Source organism: Enterococcus pallens ATCC BAA-351 (assembly GCF_000407485.1).
Lineage (GTDB): Bacteria > Bacillota > Bacilli > Lactobacillales > Enterococcaceae > Enterococcus_A > Enterococcus_A pallens.
This window is the reverse complement of record NZ_ASWD01000005.1, coordinates 253,774-278,938: the sequence shown is the minus strand read 5'-3', so window position 1 is coordinate 278,938 and position 25,165 is coordinate 253,774. Positions and strand designations below refer to the sequence as shown.

General features: G+C 39.6%; 22 protein-coding genes and 1 riboswitch. Of the genes, 20 read left to right on the top strand and 2 right to left on the bottom strand.

Annotated features, from left to right (window positions below; genetic code table 11):
- The first annotated feature begins 57 nt into the window (after positions 1-57).
- The 4 genes from I588_RS21120 (at position 58) to I588_RS21105 (ending at position 4,319) form a co-directional block, all read left to right on the top strand.
- Complete coding sequence (locus I588_RS21120) at positions 58-768, top strand: tRNA (adenine(22)-N(1))-methyltransferase (RefSeq protein ID WP_010758853.1); 711 nt, start codon at positions 58-60, stop codon at positions 766-768.
- Positions 755-1,870 carry a Nif3-like dinuclear metal center hexameric protein gene (locus I588_RS27385; RefSeq protein WP_010758854.1) on the top strand — a complete coding sequence of 372 codons (1,116 nt, stop codon included), beginning with the start codon at positions 755-757 and terminating at the stop codon, positions 1,868-1,870. The genes I588_RS21120 and I588_RS27385 overlap by 14 nt, the downstream gene beginning before the upstream one ends.
- A 24-nt stretch (positions 1,871-1,894) precedes the next feature.
- Positions 1,895-3,124, top strand: coding sequence for a peptidase T (pepT, locus tag I588_RS27380; protein WP_010758855.1), 1,230 nt, complete (start codon positions 1,895-1,897; stop codon positions 3,122-3,124).
- A gap of 145 nt (positions 3,125-3,269) precedes the next feature.
- The gene (locus tag I588_RS21105) at positions 3,270-4,319 is read left to right on the top strand and encodes a lysylphosphatidylglycerol synthase transmembrane domain-containing protein (protein ID WP_010758856.1); all 1,050 of its coding nucleotides are present in this window, start codon (positions 3,270-3,272) and stop codon (positions 4,317-4,319) included.
- Between the two features lie 18 nt (positions 4,320-4,337).
- Here the strand turns inward: I588_RS21105 and I588_RS21100 are convergent, their stop codons facing one another.
- Positions 4,338-5,348 carry a zinc-binding alcohol dehydrogenase family protein gene (locus I588_RS21100; protein ID WP_010758857.1) on the bottom strand — a complete coding sequence of 337 codons (1,011 nt, stop codon included), beginning with the start codon at positions 5,346-5,348 and terminating at the stop codon, positions 4,338-4,340.
- A 150-nt stretch (positions 5,349-5,498) separates the two neighbouring features.
- On the opposite strand from I588_RS21100, the gene clpB reads away from it, so the two are divergent.
- From clpB to purB, 6 genes are all read left to right on the top strand, one after another.
- Positions 5,499-8,102, top strand: coding sequence for an ATP-dependent chaperone ClpB (gene clpB / locus I588_RS21095; RefSeq protein ID WP_010758858.1), 2,604 nt, complete (start codon positions 5,499-5,501; stop codon positions 8,100-8,102).
- 102 nt (positions 8,103-8,204) lie between these two features.
- Positions 8,205-8,302, top strand: a riboswitch (purine riboswitch).
- A 75-nt stretch (positions 8,303-8,377) separates the two neighbouring features.
- The gene (locus tag I588_RS21090) at positions 8,378-8,959 is read left to right on the top strand and encodes a xanthine phosphoribosyltransferase (protein WP_010758859.1); all 582 of its coding nucleotides are present in this window, start codon (positions 8,378-8,380) and stop codon (positions 8,957-8,959) included.
- Positions 8,956-10,275, top strand: a complete 1,320-nt coding sequence (locus tag I588_RS21085) for a nucleobase:cation symporter-2 family protein (protein WP_010758860.1) — start codon at positions 8,956-8,958, stop codon at positions 10,273-10,275. The genes I588_RS21090 and I588_RS21085 overlap by 4 nt, the downstream gene beginning before the upstream one ends.
- A 239-nt stretch (positions 10,276-10,514) precedes the next feature.
- Positions 10,515-11,003: a 5-(carboxyamino)imidazole ribonucleotide mutase gene (gene purE, locus I588_RS21080; protein WP_010758861.1), complete on the top strand. Its 489-nt coding sequence runs from the start codon at positions 10,515-10,517 to the stop codon at positions 11,001-11,003.
- Entirely contained in the window at positions 10,996-12,117 is a 1,122-nt protein-coding gene (gene purK, locus I588_RS21075; protein ID WP_174316935.1) for a 5-(carboxyamino)imidazole ribonucleotide synthase, read from the top strand. Before purE ends, purK begins: the two co-directional genes overlap by 8 nt.
- A 12-nt stretch (positions 12,118-12,129) precedes the next feature.
- Positions 12,130-13,425: an adenylosuccinate lyase gene (gene purB / locus I588_RS21070; RefSeq protein WP_010758863.1), complete on the top strand. Its 1,296-nt coding sequence runs from the start codon at positions 12,130-12,132 to the stop codon at positions 13,423-13,425.
- A gap of 44 nt (positions 13,426-13,469) precedes the next feature.
- On the opposite strand, the gene I588_RS21065 is transcribed toward purB, so the two are convergent.
- Positions 13,470-13,841: a hypothetical protein gene (locus I588_RS21065; protein WP_010758864.1), complete on the bottom strand. Its 372-nt coding sequence runs from the start codon at positions 13,839-13,841 to the stop codon at positions 13,470-13,472.
- 253 nt (positions 13,842-14,094) lie between these two features.
- Between I588_RS21065 and purC the strand changes: the two genes are divergently transcribed.
- The 10 genes from purC (at position 14,095) to I588_RS21015 (ending at position 25,150) form a co-directional block, all read left to right on the top strand.
- Positions 14,095-14,814: a phosphoribosylaminoimidazolesuccinocarboxamide synthase gene (gene purC, locus I588_RS21060; protein ID WP_010758865.1), complete on the top strand. Its 720-nt coding sequence runs from the start codon at positions 14,095-14,097 to the stop codon at positions 14,812-14,814.
- Positions 14,815-14,816: 2 nt separating this feature from the next.
- Positions 14,817-15,071: a phosphoribosylformylglycinamidine synthase subunit PurS gene (gene purS / locus I588_RS21055; RefSeq protein ID WP_010758866.1), complete on the top strand. Its 255-nt coding sequence runs from the start codon at positions 14,817-14,819 to the stop codon at positions 15,069-15,071.
- 1 nt (position 15,072) lies between these two features.
- The gene (gene purQ, locus I588_RS21050) at positions 15,073-15,750 is read left to right on the top strand and encodes a phosphoribosylformylglycinamidine synthase subunit PurQ (RefSeq protein ID WP_010758867.1); all 678 of its coding nucleotides are present in this window, start codon (positions 15,073-15,075) and stop codon (positions 15,748-15,750) included.
- Positions 15,750-17,969 carry a phosphoribosylformylglycinamidine synthase subunit PurL gene (purL, locus tag I588_RS21045; RefSeq protein WP_010758868.1) on the top strand — a complete coding sequence of 740 codons (2,220 nt, stop codon included), beginning with the start codon at positions 15,750-15,752 and terminating at the stop codon, positions 17,967-17,969. Before purQ ends, purL begins: the two co-directional genes overlap by 1 nt.
- On the top strand, positions 17,954-19,393 hold the full coding sequence (gene purF / locus I588_RS21040; RefSeq protein ID WP_010758869.1) for an amidophosphoribosyltransferase: 1,440 nt from the start codon (positions 17,954-17,956) through the stop codon (positions 19,391-19,393). The genes purL and purF overlap by 16 nt, the downstream gene beginning before the upstream one ends.
- Before the next feature lie 33 nt (positions 19,394-19,426).
- Complete coding sequence (gene purM / locus I588_RS21035; RefSeq protein WP_010758870.1) at positions 19,427-20,473, top strand: phosphoribosylformylglycinamidine cyclo-ligase; 1,047 nt, start codon at positions 19,427-19,429, stop codon at positions 20,471-20,473.
- Positions 20,470-21,042 carry a phosphoribosylglycinamide formyltransferase gene (gene purN / locus I588_RS21030; protein WP_010758871.1) on the top strand — a complete coding sequence of 191 codons (573 nt, stop codon included), beginning with the start codon at positions 20,470-20,472 and terminating at the stop codon, positions 21,040-21,042. The genes purM and purN overlap by 4 nt, the downstream gene beginning before the upstream one ends.
- The gene (gene purH / locus I588_RS21025) at positions 21,039-22,574 is read left to right on the top strand and encodes a bifunctional phosphoribosylaminoimidazolecarboxamide formyltransferase/IMP cyclohydrolase (protein WP_010758872.1); all 1,536 of its coding nucleotides are present in this window, start codon (positions 21,039-21,041) and stop codon (positions 22,572-22,574) included. The genes purN and purH overlap by 4 nt, the downstream gene beginning before the upstream one ends.
- A 14-nt stretch (positions 22,575-22,588) precedes the next feature.
- Complete coding sequence (gene purD / locus I588_RS21020) at positions 22,589-23,839, top strand: phosphoribosylamine--glycine ligase (RefSeq protein ID WP_010758873.1); 1,251 nt, start codon at positions 22,589-22,591, stop codon at positions 23,837-23,839.
- 396 nt (positions 23,840-24,235) lie between these two features.
- Positions 24,236-25,150, top strand: a complete 915-nt coding sequence (locus I588_RS21015; RefSeq protein ID WP_010758874.1) for an aldo/keto reductase — start codon at positions 24,236-24,238, stop codon at positions 25,148-25,150.
- Positions 25,151-25,165 lie beyond the last annotated feature (15 nt).

Here is a 25,165-nt window from a genome sequence, read left to right as displayed (position 1 = left end):
CTTTTTTTGAGGTGCTTTTTTTGATGAGTGCTATAATAAAAGACAGGAAGTGACAAAATGAATGCTAATGAATTGTCGCCACGTTTGCAAGTTGTGGCTGATTATGTACCAGCAAATGCGCGTTTAGCGGATATTGGATCGGATCATGCTTATTTACCAGTGGCTCTATTGTTGAATAAAAAAATTCAGTGGGCACTTGCAGGCGAGGTAGTTCAAGGGCCTTATGAGGCGGCTAAAAGACAAGTGGCTAAAAATAATTTGGAAAAATTGATTGAAGTTCGATTAGCTGATGGAATGGAAGCTGTTTTACTAGAGGATCAAATTGATACTATCACTATTTGCGGCATGGGTGGTGTGCTGATAAAAGATATTTTGGAACGCGGAAAAAAATTACAACGACTTTCTGGTAAGGAACGATTAGTTCTGCAACCTAATGTGGGGGAAAGGCAATTACGGGAGTGGTTAACTACCGAAGGATACACCATTATAGCTGAAACTATTCTGGAGGATCATCGTAAAATATATGAAGTACTGGTTGCTGAAAAGCTGAAAACAACGGCTCAATATACTGAGCAAGAACTACTTTTTGGCCCATTTTTAATGGAAGAATGTTCAACTATTTTCGTAAAAAAATGGCAACGTCAGCTTGAAAAACTAGAAAAAGTGCGTGCGAATTTAGCTAGAAGTGATCAACAATTAGACGAGAAAATTTCACAAGTTGAGTTGGAAATTCAATGGATTCAGGAGGTATTACATGAAAGCGAATAGATTTATTGAACGTTTTACTGAATATTGTCCAGAGTGGTTGGTCGAAACGGGAGATCCAGTTGGATTGCACATTGGTACTTTGAACAAAGACATTCAGCGGGTAATGATGAGCCTAGATGTTCGCCCGGCAGTAGTAGCCGAAGCAATTGAAAAAAAGATTGATTTGCTGATAGTTAAGCATCCTCCTATTTTCCGTCCGATTGATCGTTTAACCACGGATGATTTTCAAACAAAAATGTATGCAGATTTATTGAAAAATGATATTGCAGTTTATGCTGCACATACGAATATGGATATTGTTCCAAACGGTTTAAATGATTGGTTTTGTGAATTATTAGGGGTTGAAAACACTACCTACTTAGTAGAAAGTCATTCAATATCTATGAAAAAGCTGGCGGTTTATGTACCAATGGATTATAGCAAAATGATGCGTGCGGCTTTAGCTAATGCTGGAGCTGGTAAGCAGGGAAATTATGAAGCTACTTCTTATACTCTTTCAGGAACTGGGCGATTTACTCCTGTAGGTGATGCAAATCCAACGATCGGTGACCTAAATCAGCCAGAACAGGTTCAAGAGAGTAAAATCGAAGTCATTTTTCCTGCTACTATAGAAAAAAAAGTTGTTACAGCAATGTTGGAAGCTCATCCTTACGAAGAGCCGGCATATGATGTTTATCAACTAGATAATTCACCTATCAAATATGGTATAGGACGTGTTGGTGATTTGGCTAAACCGCTAACAACAGAAGAATTCATTCAACATGTGAAGCAGGCGTTTAATTTAGAAGGTTTACGGGTAGTTTATCCGAAGCGGGCCAAAGATATGATTCGGCGAGTAGCCATTTGCGGAGGAAGTGCGGAAAAATTTTATAAAGATGCCCTTCGTCAGCAAGCGGATGTTTACATTACCGGAGATGTTTATTATCACACTGCGCATGATATGCAGGAAACAGGCATGCTAGTTCTTGATCCAGGTCATTATATTGAAGCGTTGTGTAAGGAAAAAATGGTCGAATTATTTAATCAGTGGAAAGATGAAGAGGATTGGGACGTTTCATTCTTTATTTCAGAAGTCTCAACTAATCCTTTTTCTTTTAAATAATATACAAAGAGGAGAGAAAGCAGTATGTACGAAAATTTGTTACCCCGGTTTTTACGCTATGTAAAAACAGAAACTCGTTCTGATGCGACAAGTACCACCACTCCAACTACCCAAACTCAAGTGGCTTTTGCTCATGAGCTGATGAAGGAACTAGAAGAAATTGGGATGCAAGATATTACCTATAATGAAACTAACGGTTATGTCATTGCAACTTTACCTAGTAATCTTGATAAAAAAGTGCGTACAATTGGCTTTATTGCTCATATGGATACAGCTGATTTTAATGCTGAAGGTGTGAATCCACAAATCATTGAAAATTATGATGGCGAGTCGACAATCAAACTAGACAAGGATGGGAAATACACGTTAAATGCGAAAGATTTTCCTAACTTGAAAAACTACAAAGATCAAACGTTAATCACTACTGATGGAACAACTTTGCTAGGTGCTGACGATAAATCTGGAATTGCTGAAATTATGACAGCAATGGAATACTTAATTAAGCATCCTGAAGTTAAGCATGGTGAAATTCGTATCGGTTTTGGTCCAGATGAAGAAATTGGAATTGGTGCAGATAAATTTGATGTAAAACAATTCAATACAGATTTCGCTTATACAATGGATGGTGGACCTTTGGGTGAACTTCAGTACGAAACATTTAGCGCAGCTCAAGCGACAATTACTCTTGTAGGAAAAAATGTTCATCCTGGTACTGCTAAAAATACAATGATTAATGCTTTACAATTAGCTATTGATTTCCACAATCAATTACCAGAAGATGAACGTCCAGAAAATACAGAAGGCCGTGAAGGATTTTATCATTTGTTGGCTTTAGATGGAAATGTAGAGGAAGCGAAAATGACGTACATTATTCGTGACCATGATCGTGAAAAATTTGAAGCTCGTAAAGCGCAAATTTTGTCTATTCAAAAAACTATGAATCAACAATTTGATACTGAACGGGTCATCGTTGATATGTATGATCAATACTACAATATGGGTGAAATTATCGAAAAAGATATGACAGTTATTGATTTAGCCAAAAGTGCTATGGAGGAAGTAGGAATTACTCCTGTGATTGAACCGATTCGTGGAGGAACAGACGGATCTAAAATTTCTTTCCTAGGAATTCCAACACCAAATATTTTCGCAGGTGGTGAAAATATGCATGGTCGCTTTGAATTTGTCTCCTTGCAAACAATGGAAAAAGCAGTAGATGTCATCATTAAAATCGCTGAGAACAATGGAAAATAATGAAATATAGTTAGTAATTTTTAGGCAGAATCTCAAAATTATTTTGTAGATTTTGCCTAAAAATTTTTCTGTTTTAAGGTTGCTTTTTTGCTCCAGGGTAGATAGTGTGATAGGCTATAACAAAACAAACAAATGAGGGTCAAAAATGAATCTTTCTGTTAATCGAAAGCTGTTCTTGAACATCCTCTTATTTTTAGTAGTTATTGGATTAATTTTTTTCGTAATTCGTGACTCTTTAGGTGAGATTTTTGAAGAACTAACGACGACATCCTGGCCGATTTTGCTAGGTGTTACTGCCTTAGGAGCAGTAAGTCAATTAATTGAAGGTTACACAATAAAAAATATAGCTGCAGAATATAATCCATCTTTTACGATTATGGATGGCTTCTTTGCATCAGCTTATGCAACTTTTTATCGTGTGGTAACCTTTGGAACGGGATCAATTGTTGCTGAAGTTATTTACTACCGCAAGAAGGAGTTAAAGCTTTCTCAAGGCACTGGGGTTACGGCTTTGCGAATGGTAACTTATAAAATTGCGGTAATGATTTGGGCATTGGTGTTTTTATTGTTGGAATCAGACGTTTTGCGGCAGGAGGTACCCAATGGAATCATGCTGGTTCTAATTGGTATGTCTGTAACTTTAGCAATTGTTGCGGTATTGCTAATATTCAGTCTAAATGTTAGTGCACAGGTAATTTTCGTAAAGATTTCTAATCGCATCTTTAAAAGACAACGTTGGCGTGACTTAGTTGATCGGGCCAATTTGCAGTTTTACTCTTTACGAGAAACAATTCAAACCTTTATTCAAAATAAACAGGTTGTAATTAAGGTGTTTGCTTCAAATATGGCTAAACTAGCTGTGTGGTATGTTATCCCTTATTTCATTTTGAGTCAGAGCTATTCTGATTTATCATTCACTTTATCTATTGCACTTATTAGTTTCACTGTTACCCTGGGTGGGGTTTTACCAGCCCCAGGTGGAATTGGTGGATTCGAGTTTGTCTATGTATTATTGTTTAAGCACATCGTGGATAATGTCGATGCTGTGTCCTCTTTATTGCTCTATCGTTATGCGACATATTTGATGCCATTTTTGATCGGAATGATTTATGTTCTAGTGACAAAACAAAAAGAAATTAAAACAGAATTCGATGAAGCGAAGGAAATTAAAAAGGAAGCCGACAATCAGTCATAGGCTTCCTTTTTTGATACTTTAATAACGTATAACTAACTTGCCAATCATTTGATTCGATTCGATTTTTTGATGAGCTTGATAAAATACTTCAGGCGATAAGCCGTCTAGAGTTTCTGTTAGAGTGGATTGAATTTTCTCAGTAGATAGAAGATTGGACAATAAGCTTAGTGCTTTTCCTTGAGATTCAATTTGATAATTATAGTCGGTTTTGGCAAACATATACTCCCATACAAAGCTTCCTGACTTCTCTTTTAGCTTGGCTAAATTGTGATCTTTACCGGTTGTTACAGTTGATCCAAGATAACCAAAAGGACTCAACAGACCAGTCATTTCATCGTAATAGTGATCGGAGGAATGTAAGATTGCAATGTATGGGAGAGTTTCATAGCCTAATTTATTTACTTGTCGAGTAAGATTTTTTTGATGGCTTATAACATGATTGGCACCAAGTTTCTCACACCATGCAATTGTTTCAGGGCGTGAGGCGGTAGCGATCACGTTCAAACCAGCCCACTTTGCTAATTGAATCATGATAGAGCCGACGCCGCCAGCGCCATTTATAATTAAGATAGTCTCGTTATTTCCGTTTTCTTTAGGGATCAAATCCATTTTTTCAAAAAGCAATTCATAAGCAGTTAGGAAAGTTAAGGGAAGTGCAGCGGCTTTTTCTGACGATATATTTTCAGGTAATTTAGCCACGATTCGTGAATCTACAATTTGTTTCTCGCTATAACTACCATAACGATTAGTTGTTCCAGCAAAAATGATACGGTCACCAGCAACCAAATCAGGAACTTGTTCTCCTACTTGGGTGACGATACCAACACTATCGAAGCCTAAAATGTGCGGCGCTTTTGTTCCTTTTCCAGTTTGGCGCAACTTGGTATCGATAGGATTTATTGAAATCGCGATGTTTTGAACCATCACGTCATATTCTGTTAATTGAGGCAGCATAATTTCAAAAGTTTCAAAAAAATTACCATCTGCTAAGTCAAAACCTTTTTCAAAGCCAATTGCTCTAGAAATCATCTACTCATCTCCTTTAGTGAAATTGTAGCATTTTCCTTAAAAGTCTACGAAAATTATGCTTTTCAAACATAAAAATTTTGACCAATTTTGACCAAAGGAGTATAATTTATTTGTGAGGGAAACCTCGAACGGGTCAGAGGAGGTAATCAAATGAATATTGAAAAAATGACCACTACCTTGCAAGAAGCGATTGCTGAGGCACAGCAAATTGCCGTGACACGCCAACATCAGGAAATTGATATTGCTCATCTATGGAAAATATTATTGCAGCCAAATCACTTTGGACGTAACTTTTATGTAGATGCTGGGTTAGATGTAGATGCATTTGAAGCGGAAGTTGATCGATCCTTAGAGGATTATCCGACAGTAGCTGGAGGTAATGTAAAGTATGGACAAAATCTTAGTCAGAATTTATTCTCACTTTTAAGTGAAGCGGATAAATTGCGAGAAAAGTATCAGGATGAGTATCTGTCTACGGAGATCGTCATACTTGCATTGATGAATTTGAAAAATTATCGCTTGACGAAATATTTGAATCAGGCTGGATTAAACAAAAAAGAAGTACAAAAAAATATTGAGGATATACGAGGAGGGGATCGTGTGACTTCTCAAAATCAGGAAGAAACTTATAAGGCTTTGGAAAAATACGGAGTTGACTTAGTTCAACAAGTAAAAAATGGAAAACAAGATCCAATTATTGGTCGGGACGAAGAAATACGTGATGTGATTCGAATCCTTTCGCGTAAAACTAAAAACAATCCAGTTCTAATTGGTGAACCTGGCGTAGGTAAAACGGCTATTGTAGAAGGATTAGCGCAGCGGATTGTTCGTAAAGACGTACCAGAAAATCTAAAAGATAAAACCATTTTTTCATTAGATATGGGTTCACTTATTGCTGGTGCAAAATTCCGGGGAGAATTTGAAGAACGATTAAAGTCTGTTTTGAAAGAAGTTAAAAAATCTGACGGTCAAATTTTACTTTTCATTGATGAAATTCACAATATTGTAGGAGCCGGTAAAACAGAAGGCAGCATGGATGCCGGAAACTTATTGAAGCCAATGCTTGCCCGTGGTGAGCTGCATTTAATTGGTGCCACTACGTTAGATGAGTATCGTCAGTACATGGAAAAGGATAAAGCGTTAGAACGACGCTTCCAAAAAGTATTGGTAAAAGAGCCAACAGTTCAAGACACAATTAGTATTTTAAGAGGACTGAAGGAACGCTTTGAAATTCACCATAGCGTTAATATTCATGACAATGCTTTGGTGGCCGCTGCTACACTATCTGATCGCTATATTACAGATCGCTTTTTACCAGATAAAGCAATTGATCTTGTAGATGAGGCAAGTGCTAGTATTCGTGTGGAAATGAACTCAATGCCGACAGAGTTAGATCAGGTTACCCGCCGTTTAATGCAGCTAGAAATTGAAGAAGCTGCTTTGAAAAAGGAAACGGATGATGCCAGCAAGAAACGTTTAAGCAACTTGCAGGAGGAGCTAGCGGATTTACGTGAAGAAGCAAACACAATGCGGCTGCAATGGGAGACAGAAAAAGAAGAAGTTAACGCTGTTTCAAATAAAAGAGCCGAAATTGATCAGGCTAAGCATGAATTGGAAGATGCAGAAAATAATTACGATTTAGAACGAGCTGCTGTTTTACGCCATGGAACAATTCCACAATTGGAAAAAGAATTGGCTGATCTAGAAGCTAAGAATGAAAGTAATGACATTCGCATGGTCCAAGAATCAGTGACAGAAAATGAAATTGCTCAAGTGGTTGCTCGTTTAACAGGTATTCCAGTGACGAAGCTAGTGGAAGGTGAAAGAGAAAAACTGTTAAATCTTAACAATACATTGCATCAACGAGTAATTGGTCAAGACGAGGCAGTGGATGCGGTAAGTGATGCAGTTCTTCGTTCTCGTGCCGGGTTACAAGATCCCAATCGGCCATTAGGCTCTTTCTTATTCTTGGGTCCAACCGGTGTTGGTAAAACAGAGCTGGCAAAAGCTTTGGCTGAAAATTTGTTTGACTCGGAAGATCATATGGTTCGAATCGATATGAGTGAATATATGGAAAAGCACTCTGTGTCACGACTAGTTGGAGCACCTCCAGGATATGTCGGCTATGAAGAAGGAGGCCAGTTAACAGAAGCAGTTCGTCGTAATCCATATACCATTATATTGTTAGATGAAATTGAAAAAGCTCATCCAGATGTTTTCAATATATTGCTGCAGGTGTTGGATGATGGACGTTTAACCGATTCTAAGGGGCGAGTGGTCGATTTCAAGAATACGGTGTTAATTATGACAAGCAATATTGGATCACAGCTGCTGCTTGACGGAGTGACTGGTGAGGGCGAAATTCCTGAAGCTGTTCAAGAACAAGTCATGAATATGCTGAGGGGACATTTTAAACCGGAATTTTTGAACCGTATTGATGATACAATTTTATTTACGCCGTTAAGTTTAGAAAATGTAAAAGGAATTGTAGAGAAATTAGTTGCTCAGCTTTCTCTTCGTTTAGAAGATCAGGAGATTAAGTTAGTTATTACAGATCAAGCGAAAGCTTGGATTGCTGAGAATGCTTATGAACCTCAATATGGAGCACGACCTTTGAAACGATTCATTACTCGTGAAGTGGAAACACCATTGGCTAAAGAAATTATAGCCGGTCGAGTACTGCCTAAAACACGAGTTACGATTGAATTGTTAGGTGATCAGTTGGTTTTTCAAAATGAACCGATCGAAGAATAATGCTTCCGTTTAATTAATGAAGCAAGTGAGAATGATGAATTTGTGATGAAAATTTTCATGAATCATCATTTTTACTTGCTTTTTCTTTTCAAAATGTGGATAATGCTACTATATTTTAAAGCTTATATATCGTCATGATAGGGATGACAGTTTCTACCTTGTGCCGTAAACGCAAGACTATAAGCAAAAATCGTACGTTTGGCGTACCTTTTTTGCTTTTTGCAGAATTGGTGCGTCTTTTGTTTAAACAAAAGACCACAGAGAGGGAGAGAATTATGAAAGAATTGACAGAGCGTATTAAGAAAAATGGACGTGTGTTGGGTGATGGAGTACTTAAGGTGGATGAGTTTGTTACTCACCAAGTGGATCCTGTATTAATGGAAGCTACTGGTCAACGCTTTGCAGAAGTCTTTGCTGACCAAAACATTACGAAGGTAGTTACTATTGAATCTTCTGGGATTGCTCCAGCCTTGTATGCTGCTCAAGCATTAGGCGTGCCAATGATCTTTGCTCGCAAATCCAAAAGTTTAACAATGGATGAAGAGCTATTAACTTCTTCCGTCTATTCTTTTACTAAACAAGTAACCAGTACTATTTCGATTTCTCGAAAATTTTTATCAAATGAAGACCGCGTATTATTAATAGATGATTTTTTAGCGAATGGTCAAGCTGCTAAAGGATTAATCGAATTGTGTCGCCAAGCTGGAGCAGAGGTAGCTGGTATTGGTATTCTAATTGAAAAATCTTTCCAAGATGGTCGCCAATTATTAGAAGATATGGATATTCCGGTTGTTTCCCTAGCACGAATTGCTTCCCTGCATGATGGTAAAGTAGCATTTTTAGAGGAGGATGCATGACTTTGTCAAATCAGAATGGAAATGGAAAAGCTGCTGTTTTGGGGTTGCAGCACTTATTAGCGATGTATGCAGGAGCAGTAGCTGTTCCTTTATTAATTGGAACAGGTTTAGGATTTAACGAATCACAAATGACGTATTTAATTTCCATTGATATTTTTATGTGTGGAATTGCTACCTTATTGCAATTAACAGTAAATAAGTTTTTCGGAATTGGCTTACCAGTTGTTTTAGGTTGTGCGATTCAAGCTGTAGCTCCTTTAATTCTGATTGGTCAAACGAAAGGGATTGGTGCAATTTATGGTTCAATTATTGCGGCAGGTGTATTTATTGTTTTAATTGCTGGCTTCTTTTCAAAAGTAGAAAAATTGTTTCCACCTGTAGTTACAGGTACAGTAATTACTACTATTGGCCTAACCTTAATTCCAGTAGCTATCACGAAAATGGGCGGTGGTGACGCGACTGCTCCAAACTTCGGCGAGCCAACAACTTTATTGTTGGCATTTGTGACTATCCTACTTATCTTAATCATTCAGATTTTTGGTAAAGGATTTGTTCGTTCAATTGCAGTATTAGTCGGTTTGGTTGGAGGAACGCTGCTAGCAATGGTTTTAAATCAAGTAGATTTTGCAGCAATCGGTCATGCGCCTTTGTTTCATGTACCGCAACCATTTTACTTTGGAACACCAACTTTTGATGTATCATCAATCCTATTGATGATAATTATTTCGATTGTCAGCATGGTTGAATCAACTGGTGTTTACTTTGCTTTAGGTGATATTACCGGTAAGAGAGTTCAAGAAGATGATTTGAAGCGCGGGTATCGTGCAGAAGGATTAGCAGTTGTTTTGGGAGGGATTTTCAATACTTTTCCTTATACTGGATTTTCCCAAAATGTCGGTTTAGTTCAACTATCTGGGATTAAAACTCGGCGTCCAATTTACTTTTCAGCAGTCTTTCTAGTTATCTTAGGCTTGTTCCCAAAGATTGGTGCCTTGGCACAAATCATCCCTGAACCAGTTTTAGGAGGCGGTATGCTGGTAATGTTCGGCATGGTAGCTGTACAAGGAATGAAAATGCTGTCTAGTGTTGATTTCCAAAATGAGAAGAATTTGTTGATTATTGCCATTTCAATTGGGTTTGGCTTAGGATTCAATGCAATGCCGACGCTATTTAATCAACTACCTGCAACTGTTCAAATGTTTACTGGTAATGGAATTGTTATGAGTAGTTTATCAGCGATTGTATTGAATTTAATTTTTAATGGGTATCCTCGCAAAGCGACAGCTTCAATTGAGACAACTCATTCACACATGTAAAGAAAAAATTCCAGATGCTTTTGTGCATTTGGATTTTTTTTTGCAAATAGAGAACTATAATTATTTCTTTAAAAGGGATACCTGCATTCTCCAAAATGAAAAAGCTCCTATAATAAAAAGTGAATAAAAACGTTAAAACACGAACGATAGGGTTTAAATTATTTTTATCATTCGAATATTGTTTTGACTTCAATTTAATTGCTTGATAGAATGTGAATGACGAATGAAAGGAGCAACTTATGAAGCCAGAAGTAGCGATTATTATGGGAAGTACCTCTGATTGGGAAACAATGAAACATGCTTGCGAAAGTTTAGACGAGTTAGAAATAGCTTATGAAAAGCAGGTAGTTTCTGCGCATCGTACGCCAGACTTAATGTTCGACTTTGCTGAAAAAGCCAGAGGTAGAGGAATTAAAGTCATTATTGCTGGTGCGGGTGGGGCAGCTCATTTACCAGGGATGGTAGCAGCAAAAACCACTTTGCCAGTTATTGGTGTACCAGTTCAATCAAAAGCACTAAATGGTTTAGATTCTCTATTGTCGATTGTTCAAATGCCAGGTGGAGTTCCAGTAGCAACCACTGCTATCGGAAAAGCAGGAGCAACTAACGCAGGACTACTTGCGGCACAGATGCTTTCAATGTATGATGAAAACATAGCTGATCGTTTAGAAGCTAAACGTCAGAAAATGAAAGATTCTGTATTGGAAAGTAGTGAACAACTTGGTTAAACCTTTACAACCGGGCGCAACAATTGGAATTGTAGGCGGTGGACAGTTAGGCCGTATGATGGCGATCAGTGCCAAAGAAATGGGCTTTCGTATTGGGATTATTGATCCGACAGAAGACTGTCCTGCTTCACAAGTTTCTGATTGGCATATTATTGCCCCTTATGATGATCAGGCGGCGCTTGAAGAGATGGCTCGCTGTACACAAGTGATTACCTATGAGTTTGAAAATGTGGATGTCGATACACTAAATCAAATTATTGACCGAGCGAACATCCCTCAAGGAACGGACTTGCTGGCAATTACACAAGATCGCCTGATGGAAAAAGCTTTTTTAGAAGGAAATAATATCGTGATTGCTCCATATGCTACTATTATTAGTCCCACAGATATTCAAGATGCTATTGAAGGTATCGGCTATCCTTGTGTACTAAAAACTACACGTGGAGGATATGATGGTCATGGTCAATATGTATTAAAAGGAACTTCTGATTTAGCTCCTTCCATGAATCTATTGCGCTCTGGCACATGTGTTTTAGAAGCTTGGATTCCCTTTGAGAAGGAATTATCTGTGTTGGTCGCTGGAAATGGATATGGAGAATATGTGACTTTCCCTGTCGTTGAGAATATTCATCGCAATAATATTTTGCATGAGACTATTGCCCCTGCTCAAATTGATCCGGCGGTGGCTGAGGAAGCTAAACGAATTGCGGAAGTGATTGCAGAAGGTGTTGACTTAGTTGGTACCTTATGTGTTGAACTGTTTTTGACTAAAGCTGGTGCTTTATATGTTAATGAAATGGCTCCTCGTCCGCACAATTCTGGTCACTATACAATTGAAGCTTGTTCCATGAGCCAGTTCGATGCTCATATACGTGGTGTTTGCGGATGGCCATTGGCTCAACCTAAATTGCTGTCAGAAGCAGTTATGGTAAACGTGTTAGGAGAAAATCTGCTAGGGACCTTCGAACTTATTGATGAGAAGCCTGATTGGCATTTTCATTATTATGGGAAGGCTATGGCTAAAAAGGGCAGAAAGATGGGACACATTACACTGCTGACAGAAGATATTGGACAAACATTAAAAGAAATTAAAAATACTGAAATCTGGGACTAAAAGGAGAACAACATGATACCTCGTTATACACGACCTGAAATGGGTGAAATTTGGAGCGATGAAAATCGTTACCGTGCTTGGTTAGAAGTGGAAATTTTAGCTGATGAAGCTTGGGCAGAGTTGGGTGAAATTCCTAAAGAGGATGTAAAAAAAATCCGTGAAAAAGCTGATTTTGATATCGATCGGATTTTAGAAATTGAACAATCAACAAAACACGATGTAGTAGCTTTCACACGTGCAGTCTCTGAAACCTTAGGCGAAGAGCGCAAGTGGGTTCATTATGGTTTGACTAGTACAGATGTAGTAGATACAGCTTATGGCTATTTGTATAAACAAGCCAATGATATTTTGCGCAAAGATTTAGCTGACTTTTTGACAATTATTGGTGAAAAAGCTAAAGAACATAAATACACGGTGATGATGGGACGTACCCATGGTGTACATGCGGAACCAACAACATTTGGTTTAAAACTGGCAACTTGGTATTCAGAAATGAAACGAAATATTGAAAGATTTGATCGCGCAGCCAAAGGTGTTGAAGCTGGTAAAATTTCCGGAGCAGTTGGGACATTTGCCAATATTCCGCCTTTTGTAGAAAAATATGTTTGCGAGCACTTAGGTATTCGACCACAGGAAATTTCTACTCAAGTATTGCCAAGAGACTTACATGCTGAATATTTCTCAGCTTTAGCTTTAATTGCGACATCAATTGAACGATTTGCTACTGAAATTCGTGGATTGCAAAAATCAGAGACACGTGAAGTAGAAGAATACTTTGCAAAAGGACAAAAGGGTTCTTCTGCAATGCCCCATAAACGCAATCCAATCGGCTCTGAAAATATGACCGGATTAGCTCGTGTAGTTCGTGGACACATGGTAACAGCTTATGAAGACGTGGCATTATGGCATGAACGAGATATTTCTCATTCTTCAGCAGAGCGGATTATCGTACCAGATACGACGATTTTAGTAGATTATATGTTGAATCGCTTTGGTAACATCGTTAAGAATTTGACGGTCTTTCCAGAGAATATGAAACGTAATATGGATGCTACATTCGGCTTAATTTACAGCCAGCGTGTGATGTTAAAACTGATTGATAATGGTATGACTCGTGAGGAAGCTTACGATTTAGTTCAACCAAAAACTGCGTATGCCTGGGATAATCAAACGGCTTTCCGTCCATTGCTAGAAGCTGATGAAAAAATTACCAGTGTATTGTCTGAAAGTGAATTAGACGATGCGTTTGATTACAATTACCACTTGAAGAACGTTGATGAAGTGTTTAAACGCATAGGTATAAATTAAAGTACAAATAAACCCGCACATTCGTTTAGAACGTGCGGGTTTTGCTATGCGTAAGATTCCATTTCCATAAAATAAGTCTGCTTTAAATCCTCCAATAACGAAGAAATTAGCGAGTAGTCATAGGAGTGATCATTGTACATGATTTCAATACGATAGGAATTTTTTAAGAAGGAGTGATCCTTCAACTGAGTAATCGTTAATTCATCTTGCCGATTGTTTTTAAAGTACAAGGTTTGCATACGTTCGGAACGTTTAGGTTTTAATATTTTTTTTAAGTTACGATACGAATAAAAGCTGACGTTACGGTTGCAAGTATGAGTTTCATCTAATCCTAATAGTGAGTTTAGCAATAATTGTTTATCATATTCAGATAGTGTAGCAATGAACTCCTGAGCAGCTGACTGTGGATCCAACATAATCATTCCCCCGATATTATTCTCTCAAGTAAAATATATCACCCTTAGATTAAAATGTAAACGTTATCTATAAGAAGCAATTTCCTTTAAAATTCCGTCATCAGCAAAACACGAACGATAATAGGTAAAATATTTATAATATACGATAAAATGTTGACCCACATTTTTTAGCTTGTTACACTATAGATGATAAAGAAACGAACAATCGATGTAAGGTGTAATTAGATTGTTCACAATAAAGGAGCGTTTACCTGTGAAAAAAGAAGCATTGCTTTATGAAGGCAAAGCGAAACAATTGTTTAGTACTGATGATTCAGATGTTGTATGGGTAGAATATTTGAATCAGGCAACTGCTCTAAATGGAGCAAAAAAAGATCAAATTGCCGGTAAAGGCGAACTTAACAATCAGATTACAAGTTTAATTTTTTCTTATCTTCACGAAGTCGGCATCGACAATCATTTCATTAAACAGCTTTCAAAAACTGAACAAATTATTCGTTCGGTAGAGATTATTCCTCTTGAAGTGGTAGTTCGAAATGTAGCTGCAGGCAGCTTTTCAAAACGCTTAGCAATTACCGAGGGAACCCCACTTAAATTTCCTATTGTTGAATTCTATTTCAAAAACGATGACCTAGACGATCCGATGGTCACTGAAGATCATATTAAAGTATTAGAAATTGCCTCAGAAGCAGAAATAGCTGCCTTGCGAAAAATGGCGCTGGAAGTCAATGAGGCGCTTAAAAAATTATTTACCGAAATCAATATTCAATTAATTGACTTTAAATTAGAGTTTGGACGCACAGCTAATGGTGATATTCTGCTAGCTGATGAAGTATCGCCAGACACCTGTCGTTTGTGGGATTTGGCTACAAATGACCATTTAGACAAAGATATATATCGCCGTGATTTAGGGGATATCATTCCCGTTTATCAAGAAGTATTCAACCGATTAAACCAACGAAAAGGAGCTTAACCATGTATTTTGTAAAAGTTTATGTCACGTATAAAGAATCCGTATTAGATCCTCAGGGAGAAGCCGTAAAAGGAGCCGTTCATCGTTTAGGCTATGAAGAAATTGAAGAAATCCGTATTGGTAAATACTTCGAGATGAAGGTAGCCAAAAGTGATCGTCCTGTTGAGGAAATGATTGAAGAAGTTTGTGACAAGTTATTAGCAAATGTCAACATGGAAACCTATCGTTTTGAAATCCTTGAGATGGAGGAAGTCTAGCATGAAGTTTGCTGTCATTGTTTTTCCTGGTTCAAATTGTGACATGGATATGTACTGGGCAATGAAAGAGATTATGGGTGCAGATTGCGAATACGTTCGTTATGATGCAGACAGTTTAGCCGGGTTTGATGGCGTGCTGCTGCCTGGCGGATTTTCTTACGGCGACTATTTACGCTGTGGAGCAATTGCTCGTTTTGCCAACATTATGGATGAAGTTGTGCGAATGGCTAAAGAAGGCAAGCCTGTTTTTGGGACTTGCAATGGATTTCAAATTTTAACGGAAGCTGGTTTGCTGCCAGGTGCTTTGCGCCGCAATGATTCCTTGAAATTTATCAGCAAAATTACTCCGTTAAAGGTTGTCAACAATCAAACGAAATTTACTAGCGAATATGAAGAAGATGAAGTCATTCAAATTCCTGTTGCTCATGGTGAAGGAAATTATTATTGCGACGAGGAAACTTTAGCAGCGTTAAAAGCGAATAATCAAATTGTTTTTACTTATGAAGGTGACAACATCAACGGTAGTGTTAAAAATATTGCAGGAATCATTAACAAAGAGGGCAATGTCTTAGGCATGATGCCCCATCCAGAACGGGCTGTTGAAGCGCTGCTGGGTTCAGAAGACGGCAAAAAATTCTTTGCGTCGATTTTAAACAACTTCGGAAAGGTGAACGCATAATGATGAATGTAGAACCGACACCACAACAGATTAAAGAACAGCGTATTTATGCTGAATGGGGCTTGACAGATGAAGAATATCGCCTGATTTCTGAGGATATTCTTGGTCGGATGCCTAACTACACTGAGACTGGCCTATTTTCCGTTATGTGGAGTGAACACTGCTCCTATAAAAATTCGAAGCCTGTTTTACGCAAATTTCCAACGGATGGGGAACAAGTTTTACAAGGACCTGGTGAAGGTGCTGGAATTGTAGATATTGGTGATGGACAAGCAGTGGTATTTAAAGCAGAAAGTCACAATCACCCATCGGCTGTTGAACCTTATGAAGGAGCTGCGACTGGGGTGGGTGGAATTATCCGCGATATCTTCAGTATGGGTGCCCGTCCGATTGCGTGTCTGGATTCCCTGCGTTTTGGGGAGCTGGATAATGCGCGTACGAAATATTTATTAGAAGAAGTGGTGGCTGGAATTAGCGGTTACGGCAACTGTATCGGCATTCCGACAGTTGGCGGAGAGGTTGCTTTTGATCCTTGCTACGAAGGGAATCCTTTGGTCAATGCAATGTGCGTGGGCTTAATTGATCACAAGGATATTCAAAAAGGGCAGGCAAAAGGCGTCGGCAACTCTATTATGTATGTTGGGGCAAAAACTGGACGTGATGGCATTCACGGAGCCACCTTTGCTTCTGAAGAGTTTGTTGAAGGCGAAGAACAACAGCGTTCAGCTGTTCAAGTTGGCGATCCGTTTATGGAAAAACTACTTTTGGAAGCTTGTTTGGAATTAATCTTGGATCACTCGGATATTTTAGTCGGTATTCAAGATATGGGGGCGGCTGGACTGGTATCTTCTAGTGCAGAAATGGCTTCAAAGGCCGGCTCTGGTTTGAAATTATACTTAGACGATGTACCACAGCGGGAAACTAACATGACACCGTATGAAATGATGCTGTCAGAATCACAAGAGCGGATGCTGATTTGTGTTGAGCAAGGTCATGAAGATGAAGTTGTTAGCTTGTTTAAGAAATATGAATTAGACGCTGTAACTATCGGAGAAGTAACCAGCGACGGCTTGTACCGGTTATATCATCATGGTGAAGAAGTTGCGAATTTGCCAGTCGATGCACTGGCTGAGGATGCACCAGTTTATGAAAATGAACGGACAGAACCAGCTCGTATCCAAGAATTTGCGGCAATGGCTGACTTTGTACCAGAAGTAACCGATGCAGGTGAAACATTATTAGAATTACTGAAGCAGCCAACTATCGCTTCAAAACGTTCGATTTATGAAACCTATGATTCACAAGTTCGTACCAATACGGTTGTCCGACCAGGAAGTGATGCGGCTGTTTTACGTGTTCGTGGGACTAATAAAGCATTGGCGATGTCAACTGACTGTAATGCACGCTACTTGTATTTGAACCCAGAAGTTGGCGGACAAATTGCAGTGGCTGAAGCAGCGCGTAATATCGTCGCTTCTGGCGGCCAGCCATTGGCGATCACTGATTGCTTAAATTACGGTTCACCAGAAAAACCAGAAGTATTCTGGGAGTTATGGACCTCAGCGGATGGGATTTCCGAAGCTTGCCGGACCTTGAACACACCAGTCATTTCCGGAAATGTTTCTTTATACAATGAAACCAATGGGAAAGCCATCTATCCAACTCCAATGATTGGAATGGTCGGTCTAATTGAAGACTTGGCTCATATTACGACCCAAGAATTTAAACAAGCTGGCGACTTAATCTATGTTGTTGGTGAAACGAACGCAGACTTCAACGGCTCGGAAATTCAGAAGATGCAATTAGGGCGGATTGAAGGAAAACTGATGAACTTTGATTTAACAACTGAAAAAGCTAACCAAGATGCTATGCTGCAAGCCATTAAGGCAGGGTATGTTGCAAGTAGTCATGATTGTGCGGAAGGCGGCATAGCTGTAGCTATCGCTGAAGCAGCATTTGGTAATGGATTAGGGGTTAATGTGACCTTGGCAATGCCTAAAGAGAACTTGTTTGCTGAAACACAATCACGTTTTGTAGTCTCTATTCCTGCAAACCAACAAGCTGACTTTGAAGAGCTAATGGGGCAAAAAGCTCAGCTGATTGGTGAAGTAACCGACAGCGAGGAGTTAGTGATTCAAGCAGAGGACGCACGGATTCAAGTTGCAACTAAGACGGCCGCACAATTATGGGAGGAAGCTATTCCATGTCTTATGAAGTAAGAAGCTTAAATGAAGAATGTGGCGTATTCGGCATCTGGGGTCACCCAGATGCTTCTCGCGTCACTTATTTTGGTTTACACAGTTTGCAGCACCGGGGGCAAGAGGGTGCCGGAATTGTGGCAAATAACAATGGCAAGCTGACCGGCTATCGTGGTCTCGGGCTGCTTTCTGAAGTGTTTAAGGATGAGCGCCAATTAGAAAAATTATCCGGACAGGCAGCTATTGGTCATGTTCGCTATGCGACAGCAGGCAATGGTAGTGTCGACAACATTCAACCGTTTTTATTCAAATTTTATGATGGTGACATGGCGTTGGCTCATAACGGTAATTTAACCAATGCGAAAAGCCTGCGCAAAGAGCTGGAAAAAGATGGTGCAATTTTTCATTCAAATTCTGATACAGAAATTTTGATGCATTTGCTTCGCCGCAGTCAAAAGGAAACTTTTCTAGATCGTTTAAAAGAATCCTTGAATGCGGTAAAAGGCGGGTTTGCTTATCTGATCGCAACAGAAGATTCAATGGTTGCGGCGCTAGATGCCAATGGCTTCCGTCCTTTGTCTATTGGTCGCATGGTAAATGGAGCCTATGTAGTAGCTTCTGAAACCTGTGCGTTGGAAGTCGTCGGAGCTGAATTTATTCAGGATGTCAATCCTGGTGAAATCATTATTATTAATGATGAGGGCTTGACAGTAGATCGTTTTACCGAAGATACACAGCATGCTATTTGTTCAATGGAGTATATTTATTTTGCTCGACCGGATTCAAATATTGCTGGCGTGAATGTCCATAGTGCTCGGAAAAATATGGGGAAAATCTTAGCCGAAGAAGCACCAGTGGATGCTGACATGGTAGTGGGTGTTCCCAATTCTTCTTTGTCAGCTGCTAGTGGTTATGCTGAAGCATCGGGTATTCCTTATGAAATGGGCTTGGTAAAAAACCAGTATGTGGCTCGTACCTTTATTCAGCCAACTCAGGAATTGCGGGAGCAAGGGGTTCGGATGAAGCTTTCAGCTGTGAGTGGTGTCGTAGAAGGAAAAAAAGTGATTATGGTGGATGATTCCATCGTTCGTGGGACCACTAGTCGCAGAATTGTTAATCTGCTTAAGGAAGCTGGGGCTAAAGAGGTTCATGTACGAATTGCTTCGCCTCCTTTGCGTTATCCTTGTTTTTACGGCATTGATATCCAAACGCGTAAAGAGTTAATTGCAGCCAATCATACTGTGGATGAGATTCGCGAGTGTATTGAAGCAGACTCCCTGTCCTTTTTAAGTGAAGAAGGGCTGATCCAATCAATTGGTTTAAAATTTGATGCACCGTATTCAGGGTTGTGTATGGCCTATTTCAACGGAGATTTTCCAACGCCGTTGTACGATTACGAAGAGCAGTACCAAGCATCATTAAAAGAAAAAACATCTTTCTTCTAAAACAATCAATGTAAAAACAAAGGGGCGAATGTAGTGGGAAACGCGTATGCAAAGGCCGGCGTCGATGTAGAAGCTGGTTATGAAGTAGTCGAGCGAATTAAAAAGCATGTGAAAAGAACCGAACGTAAAGGTGTTATGGGTGCGATTGGTGGATTTGGCGGTTGTTTTGATTTAAGTCAATTTGATGTTAAGGAACCAGTGCTGGTTTCAGGTACTGACGGAGTAGGCACCAAATTAATGGTCGCAATTCAAGCAGACCAACACGATCAAATCGGGATTGATTGCGTTGCTATGTGTGTCAATGATATTGTTGCCCAAGGCGCAGAGCCGTTATACTTTTTAGATTATATTGCTACTGGTAAAAATGTTCCGGCACGTTTGGAGCAAGTAGTTGCAGGAGTTGCTGAAGGCTGTGTACAGGCTGGTGCGGCATTAATTGGTGGAGAAACGGCTGAAATGCCTGGTATGTACGGAGAAGATGATTATGATTTAGCTGGTTTTACTGTCGGAATTGCCGAAAAGAGTCAAATGATTACTGGCGAAAAAATTCAGGCTGGTGATGTCTTAATTGGGTTGCCATCTTCTGGTATTCACTCCAATGGCTATTCTTTAGTGCGTAAAATCTTTTTTGAACAGAAAAAGTTAACGGTTGATGCAAAAATTCCTGAGCTGCAAGATAAAAAATTAGCTGACGAACTATTAACACCGACCAAAATTTATGTTTCGTCAGTGTTACCATTAGTTAAAAAAGAATTAGTCAACGGTATCGCCCATGTAACGGGTGGCGGTTTTGTCGAAAATATCCCACGGATGCTGCCAGATAATTTATCCTGCGAAATCAATTTAGGTTCTTGGCCAATATTGCCAATTTTTGAGGTCATGAAAAAATACGGCGAAATTCCAGCAATGGAAATGTACGAAATTTTTAATATGGGTATTGGCATGGTCTTAGCAGTTTCGCCAGATAAAGTTGAGCAAGTGGAAGCAGTCTTAAAAGAATTAAAGGAAGACTATTATCCGATTGGTCAAATAGTTGATCAAAAAGATACACCCATCAGCTTTAAAGGAGCACAGCAATGAAATTAGCCGTTTTAGCCTCAGGTAATGGGTCGAACTTTGAGGCCATTGTTCAGGCAGTGGAAGCTGGTCAAATTCCAGCTGAAATCGTCTTGTTGTTTGCAGACCATCATGATGCATATGTAATGGAACGAGCAAAGAAACATCGCATTCCTTGTGCCTCTTTTGAACTAAAAGAATTTGAAAATAAACAGGCTTATGAAAAAGCTTTATTGGAGCTATTGGCAGAACATCAAGTTGAGCTGATTATTTTAGCTGGTTATATGCGAATTATTGGTCCGGGATTGCTGGAGGCTTACCCGAATCGTATCGTGAACATTCACCCAGCGCTTTTACCTAGTTTTCCTGGTCTGCACGGAATTCGCGATGCTTTTGAAGCGAAGGTTAGTGAAACAGGTGTAACTGTTCATTATATTGATAGTGGCGTTGATACTGGCCCAATTATCGCTCAGGAAGCTGTTGCAGTTGACCCGGCGGATACGTTGGAACAACTAGAAGAAAAAATTCATCAAGTCGAGCATCAACTCTATCCACGAGTAATCGCTGAAATTGTAAAGGAGATTCAAGCATGAAACGAGCACTCATCAGTGTATCAGATAAAACGGGAATTATAGCATTTACTAAAGGCTTAGTTGAACAAGGCATTGAAATTATTTCAACTGGCGGTACTAAGAAAGCTTTGGATGAAGCAGGGATTGCTACATTAGCAATCGATGAAGTTACTGGTTTTCCAGAAATGATGGATGGCCGGGTAAAAACCTTGCATCCCAAAATCCATGGCGGACTTTTAGGTCGTCGCGATGTGGTTGAGCATATGGATGCCATGAAAGAGCATGACATTCAGCCGATCGATTTTGTTTGTGTTAATTTGTATCCTTTTAAAGAAACGATTAGCAAGACGGGTGTCTCCGAAGAAGAAGCCATTGAAAACATTGACATCGGCGGGCCGAGCATGCTGCGTTCAGCTGCTAAAAACTTTAATGCTGTTACAGTAGTCGTTGATCCGAAAGATTACGAAGTTGTATTAAGTGAATTGAAAGAAAATAAGGAAACTACGTTAGCAACCCGTAAGCGTTTGGCTGCGAAAGTTTTCCGGCACACAGCTGCTTACGATGCGTTGATTGCAGAGTATCTGACGAATGCTGTGGGAGAAGCTGAACCTGAGAAGCTGACTTTAACTTATGATTTAAAACAATCGCTGCGTTATGGTGAAAATAGCCACCAACAAGCTGCCTTTTATCAGTCTGCCTTACCCGTGCCTTTTTCTATTGCTAGTGCTAAACAACTGCATGGCAAGGAATTGTCCTACAATAATATTAAGGATGCGGATGCAGCTTTACGAATTATTAGAGAGTTTGATGAGCCGACTATTGTTGCCTTGAAGCATATGAATCCTTGCGGGATCGGTAGTGGTAAGACCATTGCAGAGGCATATCAATTTGCTTATGAAGCCGATCCAAAATCAATTTTTGGCGGAATTCTGATTGCTAACCGTCCTATTGATTTAAAAACAGCTGAAGAAATGCACAAGCTATTTTTGGAAATTATTGTGGCGCCTGCATTTGATCAGGAAGCCTTTGATTTGCTAGCATCTAAGAAAAATCTGCGTCTAATGCAACTGGATTTTGACCAGATGAGAGAAGATCATTCACCAGAAGTCGTCTCTGTCTTGGGTGGTTTATTGCAACAAGATCAAGACCTAATAACTGAAGCTTCCGACACTTGGGAAGTCGTAACAGACCGTCAGCCAACTGATGAAGAGCTGGAGGCTTTAAGCTTCGCTTGGAAAGCAGTGAAGCATGTCAAATCTAATGCGATTGTGGTAGCCAATGCGCATCAAACCGTTGGCGTCGGTGCAGGCCAAATGAATCGCGTCGGCTCTGTTGAAATCGCACTTGAGCAAGCCAAAGATAAAATGGATGGAGCTGTTTTAGCCAGCGATGCCTATTTCCCAATGGATGACAGTGTGGAATATGCAGCACAGCATGGTATCAAAGCAATTGTTCAACCAGGTGGGAGTATCCGTGACAAGGACTCCATTGCTATGGCAAATAAATATGGCGTCGCTATGGTTTTCACTGGCGGACGTCACTTTAGACATTAAGAGGGAGGAAACAAATGAAGGTATTAATTATCGGCAGCGGCGGACGGGAACACGCTATTGCAAAAAAGATTCTCTCCAGTCCTAAAGTATCAGCTGTTTATTGTGCGATGGGAAATCCTGGCATGGAAAAGGATGGAATCCAAACTGTTGCTATTCAAGAAGATAATCATCCTGAGTTAATTGAGTTTGCTCAGGAGCAAGAGATTACTTGGACCTTTGTGGGCCCGGAGGTTCCTTTATTAAATGGTCTCGTGGACGATTTTCAAGCAGCAGGCCTAATGGTTTTTGGACCTAATAAGCAGGCGGCAATGATTGAAGGCTCGAAGGAATTCGCCAAAGAAATTATGGTAAATAATCAGATTCCAACAGCCGCTTATAAATCCTTTACTGACTATGAAGAGGCTGTTGCCTACGTAAAAGAACAAGGAGCACCGATTGTCATTAAAGCCGATGGATTGGCAGCCGGTAAAGGTGTTACAGTGGCTATGACTTTAGATGAAGCTTTGGCTGCTTTAAAGGAAATGATGACGGATCTGAAATTTGGTGCTAGTGGGTCAAAAGTGGTGGTAGAAGAATTTCTTGAAGGAGAAGAGTTCTCACTGTTAGCTTTTGTTCGCAACGAAGAAGTGTACCCAATGGTGATTTCTCAAGATCACAAACGAGCTTACGATCAGGATAAGGGACCTAATACTGGTGGCATGGGTGCCTATTCACCAGTACCACAAATTTCAGAGACCACTGTTCAGGAAGCAATCGACAAGGTACTTCATCCAGCAGCCAGCGGCATGGTGGAGAATGGGACGCCATTTACTGGTATTTTATATGCCGGACTAATTTCCACCAAGGAAGGTCCCAAAGTGATTGAATTCAATGCCCGCTTCGGTGATCCTGAAACACAAGTCGTTTTACCGCGAATGGCAAGTGACCTGGCAGTAATTATTGACGATTTATTGGAAGGCAAACAGCCTGAGCTGAAGTGGAAAGAAAACGCAGCTGTCGGTGTAGTTGTCGCAGCCGAAGGATATCCGGCTTCTTATAAAAAAGGTATGGCTATCCCAGATGTTGCTGGTGAAATTAACGTTTATTACGCAGGAGTAACTGGTGAAAGTGAACAGTTGACCGCTTCTGGTGGACGGGTATTCTTAGTAGAAGCTGAAGCAGACACTATTGAAGCGGCTCAAGCAAAGGTCTATCAAGCGTTGGAAAGTGTAGATACAACTGACTTCTTTTACCGCAATGATATTGGTGATAAAAGCAAACGATAATGAAATATGCATGCAACAGCTGTCTCGTTTTTTGAGGCGGCTGTTTTTTCGTAAATAATGAGAATTTCACAATTATTTGCTTGTCTATGACTACTTTTTAGAGTTTTATTCACGTGGCAATTTACTGAGAGAAAAATTTAAGAAATGAACGTTTGCTACTTTACAGATAGTAAAAGAAAAGCGATAATAGAAAAGGCGTTTTTTGAAAACTCATTATTTAAAGTTTTGGTGGATGTTTGATGGCAGTATACTAAAACGATTCTTATAGTGATGGAAGCGCTATTTACCATTTACTTGTAATTTTTGAAGAATATTGCATATAAAATGACAGAACGGAATTAAAATGGTAAACTTATTATGAAAAAACGATTAGAAAACCTAAAAGGGGATTGTTCAATGAAGAAGATTAAATTTGGTTCAACCGATTTAGAAGTTTCAGCGGTTATTTTAGGCTGTATGCGAATGAATAAAGCAGCAGATCCTGTTCGCGTGATTGAAACAGCGGTGGAACAGGGCATTAATTTCTTTGATCATGCAGATATATACAGCAAAGGGGAATGTGAAGAAGTATTTCGCGATGCTCTGAAACAAACGAATATCAAACGGGAGGATTTAGTGATCCAAAGCAAATGTGGGATTGTACCAGGTGTAATGTTCGATTTTTCTAAAGAACATATCATTGAAGCTGTTGAAGGCAGCTTGAAACGTTTAGGTACTGACTACTTGGATGCTTTATTACTACACCGCCCGGATGCTTTAGTGGAACCAGATGAAGTAGCCGAAGCCTTTAATCAATTGGAAAAAGAAGGTAAAGTTCGTCATTTTGGTGTAAGTAATCAAAATCCAAGTCAAATCGAACTATTGAAAACAGCAGTGAAGCAGCCGTTGATTGCCAATCAGTTACAATTTGGTATTATGCATACTGGTATGATTGACCAAGGTATTCACGTGAATATGAAGGATGACCGCAGTGTGGATCATGATGGTGGATTGATCGAATATTCTCGGATTAATCAAATGACGATCCAAGCTTGGTCGCCTTACCAATATGGTTTCTTTGAAGGAGTCTTCATTGACAGTCCAAAATTCCCTGAATTGAATAAAAAACTAAAAGAGCTGGCACAGCGTTACAAAACGACCCCAACCGGGTTAGCAAGCGCTTGGATTTTACGTCATCCAGCTAACATGCAAGTCATTGCCGGAACAATGAACGAACAACGAATTAAGGAGATTGCGGAGGCAGCAGACGTGGTCTTGACGAGAGAAGACTGGTACAGTATTTATCTAGCTGCAGGGAATGACTTACCTTAATGAAAGAGGCGAGTG

Bases quoted from the DNA above. Each gene is read 5' to 3' on its own strand.
- I588_RS21120 (WP_010758853.1), top strand. From the start codon at position 58: ATGAATGCTAATGAATTGTCGCCACGTTTGCAAGTTGTGGCTGATTAT.
- I588_RS27385 (WP_010758854.1), top strand. From the start codon at position 755: ATGAAAGCGAATAGATTTATTGAACGTTTTACTGAATATTGTCCAGAG.
- pepT (WP_010758855.1), top strand. From the start codon at position 1,895: ATGTACGAAAATTTGTTACCCCGGTTTTTACGCTATGTAAAAACAGAA.
- I588_RS21105 (WP_010758856.1), top strand. From the start codon at position 3,270: ATGAATCTTTCTGTTAATCGAAAGCTGTTCTTGAACATCCTCTTATTT.
- I588_RS21100 (WP_010758857.1), bottom strand. From the start codon at position 5,348: ATGATTTCTAGAGCAATTGGCTTTGAAAAAGGTTTTGACTTAGCAGAT.
- clpB (WP_010758858.1), top strand. From the start codon at position 5,499: ATGAATATTGAAAAAATGACCACTACCTTGCAAGAAGCGATTGCTGAG.
- I588_RS21090 (WP_010758859.1), top strand. From the start codon at position 8,378: ATGAAAGAATTGACAGAGCGTATTAAGAAAAATGGACGTGTGTTGGGT.
- I588_RS21085 (WP_010758860.1), top strand. From the start codon at position 8,956: ATGACTTTGTCAAATCAGAATGGAAATGGAAAAGCTGCTGTTTTGGGG.
- purE (WP_010758861.1), top strand. From the start codon at position 10,515: ATGAAGCCAGAAGTAGCGATTATTATGGGAAGTACCTCTGATTGGGAA.
- purB (WP_010758863.1), top strand. From the start codon at position 12,130: ATGATACCTCGTTATACACGACCTGAAATGGGTGAAATTTGGAGCGAT.
- I588_RS21065 (WP_010758864.1), bottom strand. From the start codon at position 13,841: ATGTTGGATCCACAGTCAGCTGCTCAGGAGTTCATTGCTACACTATCT.
- purS (WP_010758866.1), top strand. From the start codon at position 14,817: ATGTATTTTGTAAAAGTTTATGTCACGTATAAAGAATCCGTATTAGAT.
- purQ (WP_010758867.1), top strand. From the start codon at position 15,073: ATGAAGTTTGCTGTCATTGTTTTTCCTGGTTCAAATTGTGACATGGAT.
- purL (WP_010758868.1), top strand. From the start codon at position 15,750: ATGATGAATGTAGAACCGACACCACAACAGATTAAAGAACAGCGTATT.
- purF (WP_010758869.1), top strand. From the start codon at position 17,954: ATGTCTTATGAAGTAAGAAGCTTAAATGAAGAATGTGGCGTATTCGGC.
- purN (WP_010758871.1), top strand. From the start codon at position 20,470: ATGAAATTAGCCGTTTTAGCCTCAGGTAATGGGTCGAACTTTGAGGCC.
- purH (WP_010758872.1), top strand. From the start codon at position 21,039: ATGAAACGAGCACTCATCAGTGTATCAGATAAAACGGGAATTATAGCA.
- purD (WP_010758873.1), top strand. From the start codon at position 22,589: ATGAAGGTATTAATTATCGGCAGCGGCGGACGGGAACACGCTATTGCA.
- I588_RS21015 (WP_010758874.1), top strand. From the start codon at position 24,236: ATGAAGAAGATTAAATTTGGTTCAACCGATTTAGAAGTTTCAGCGGTT.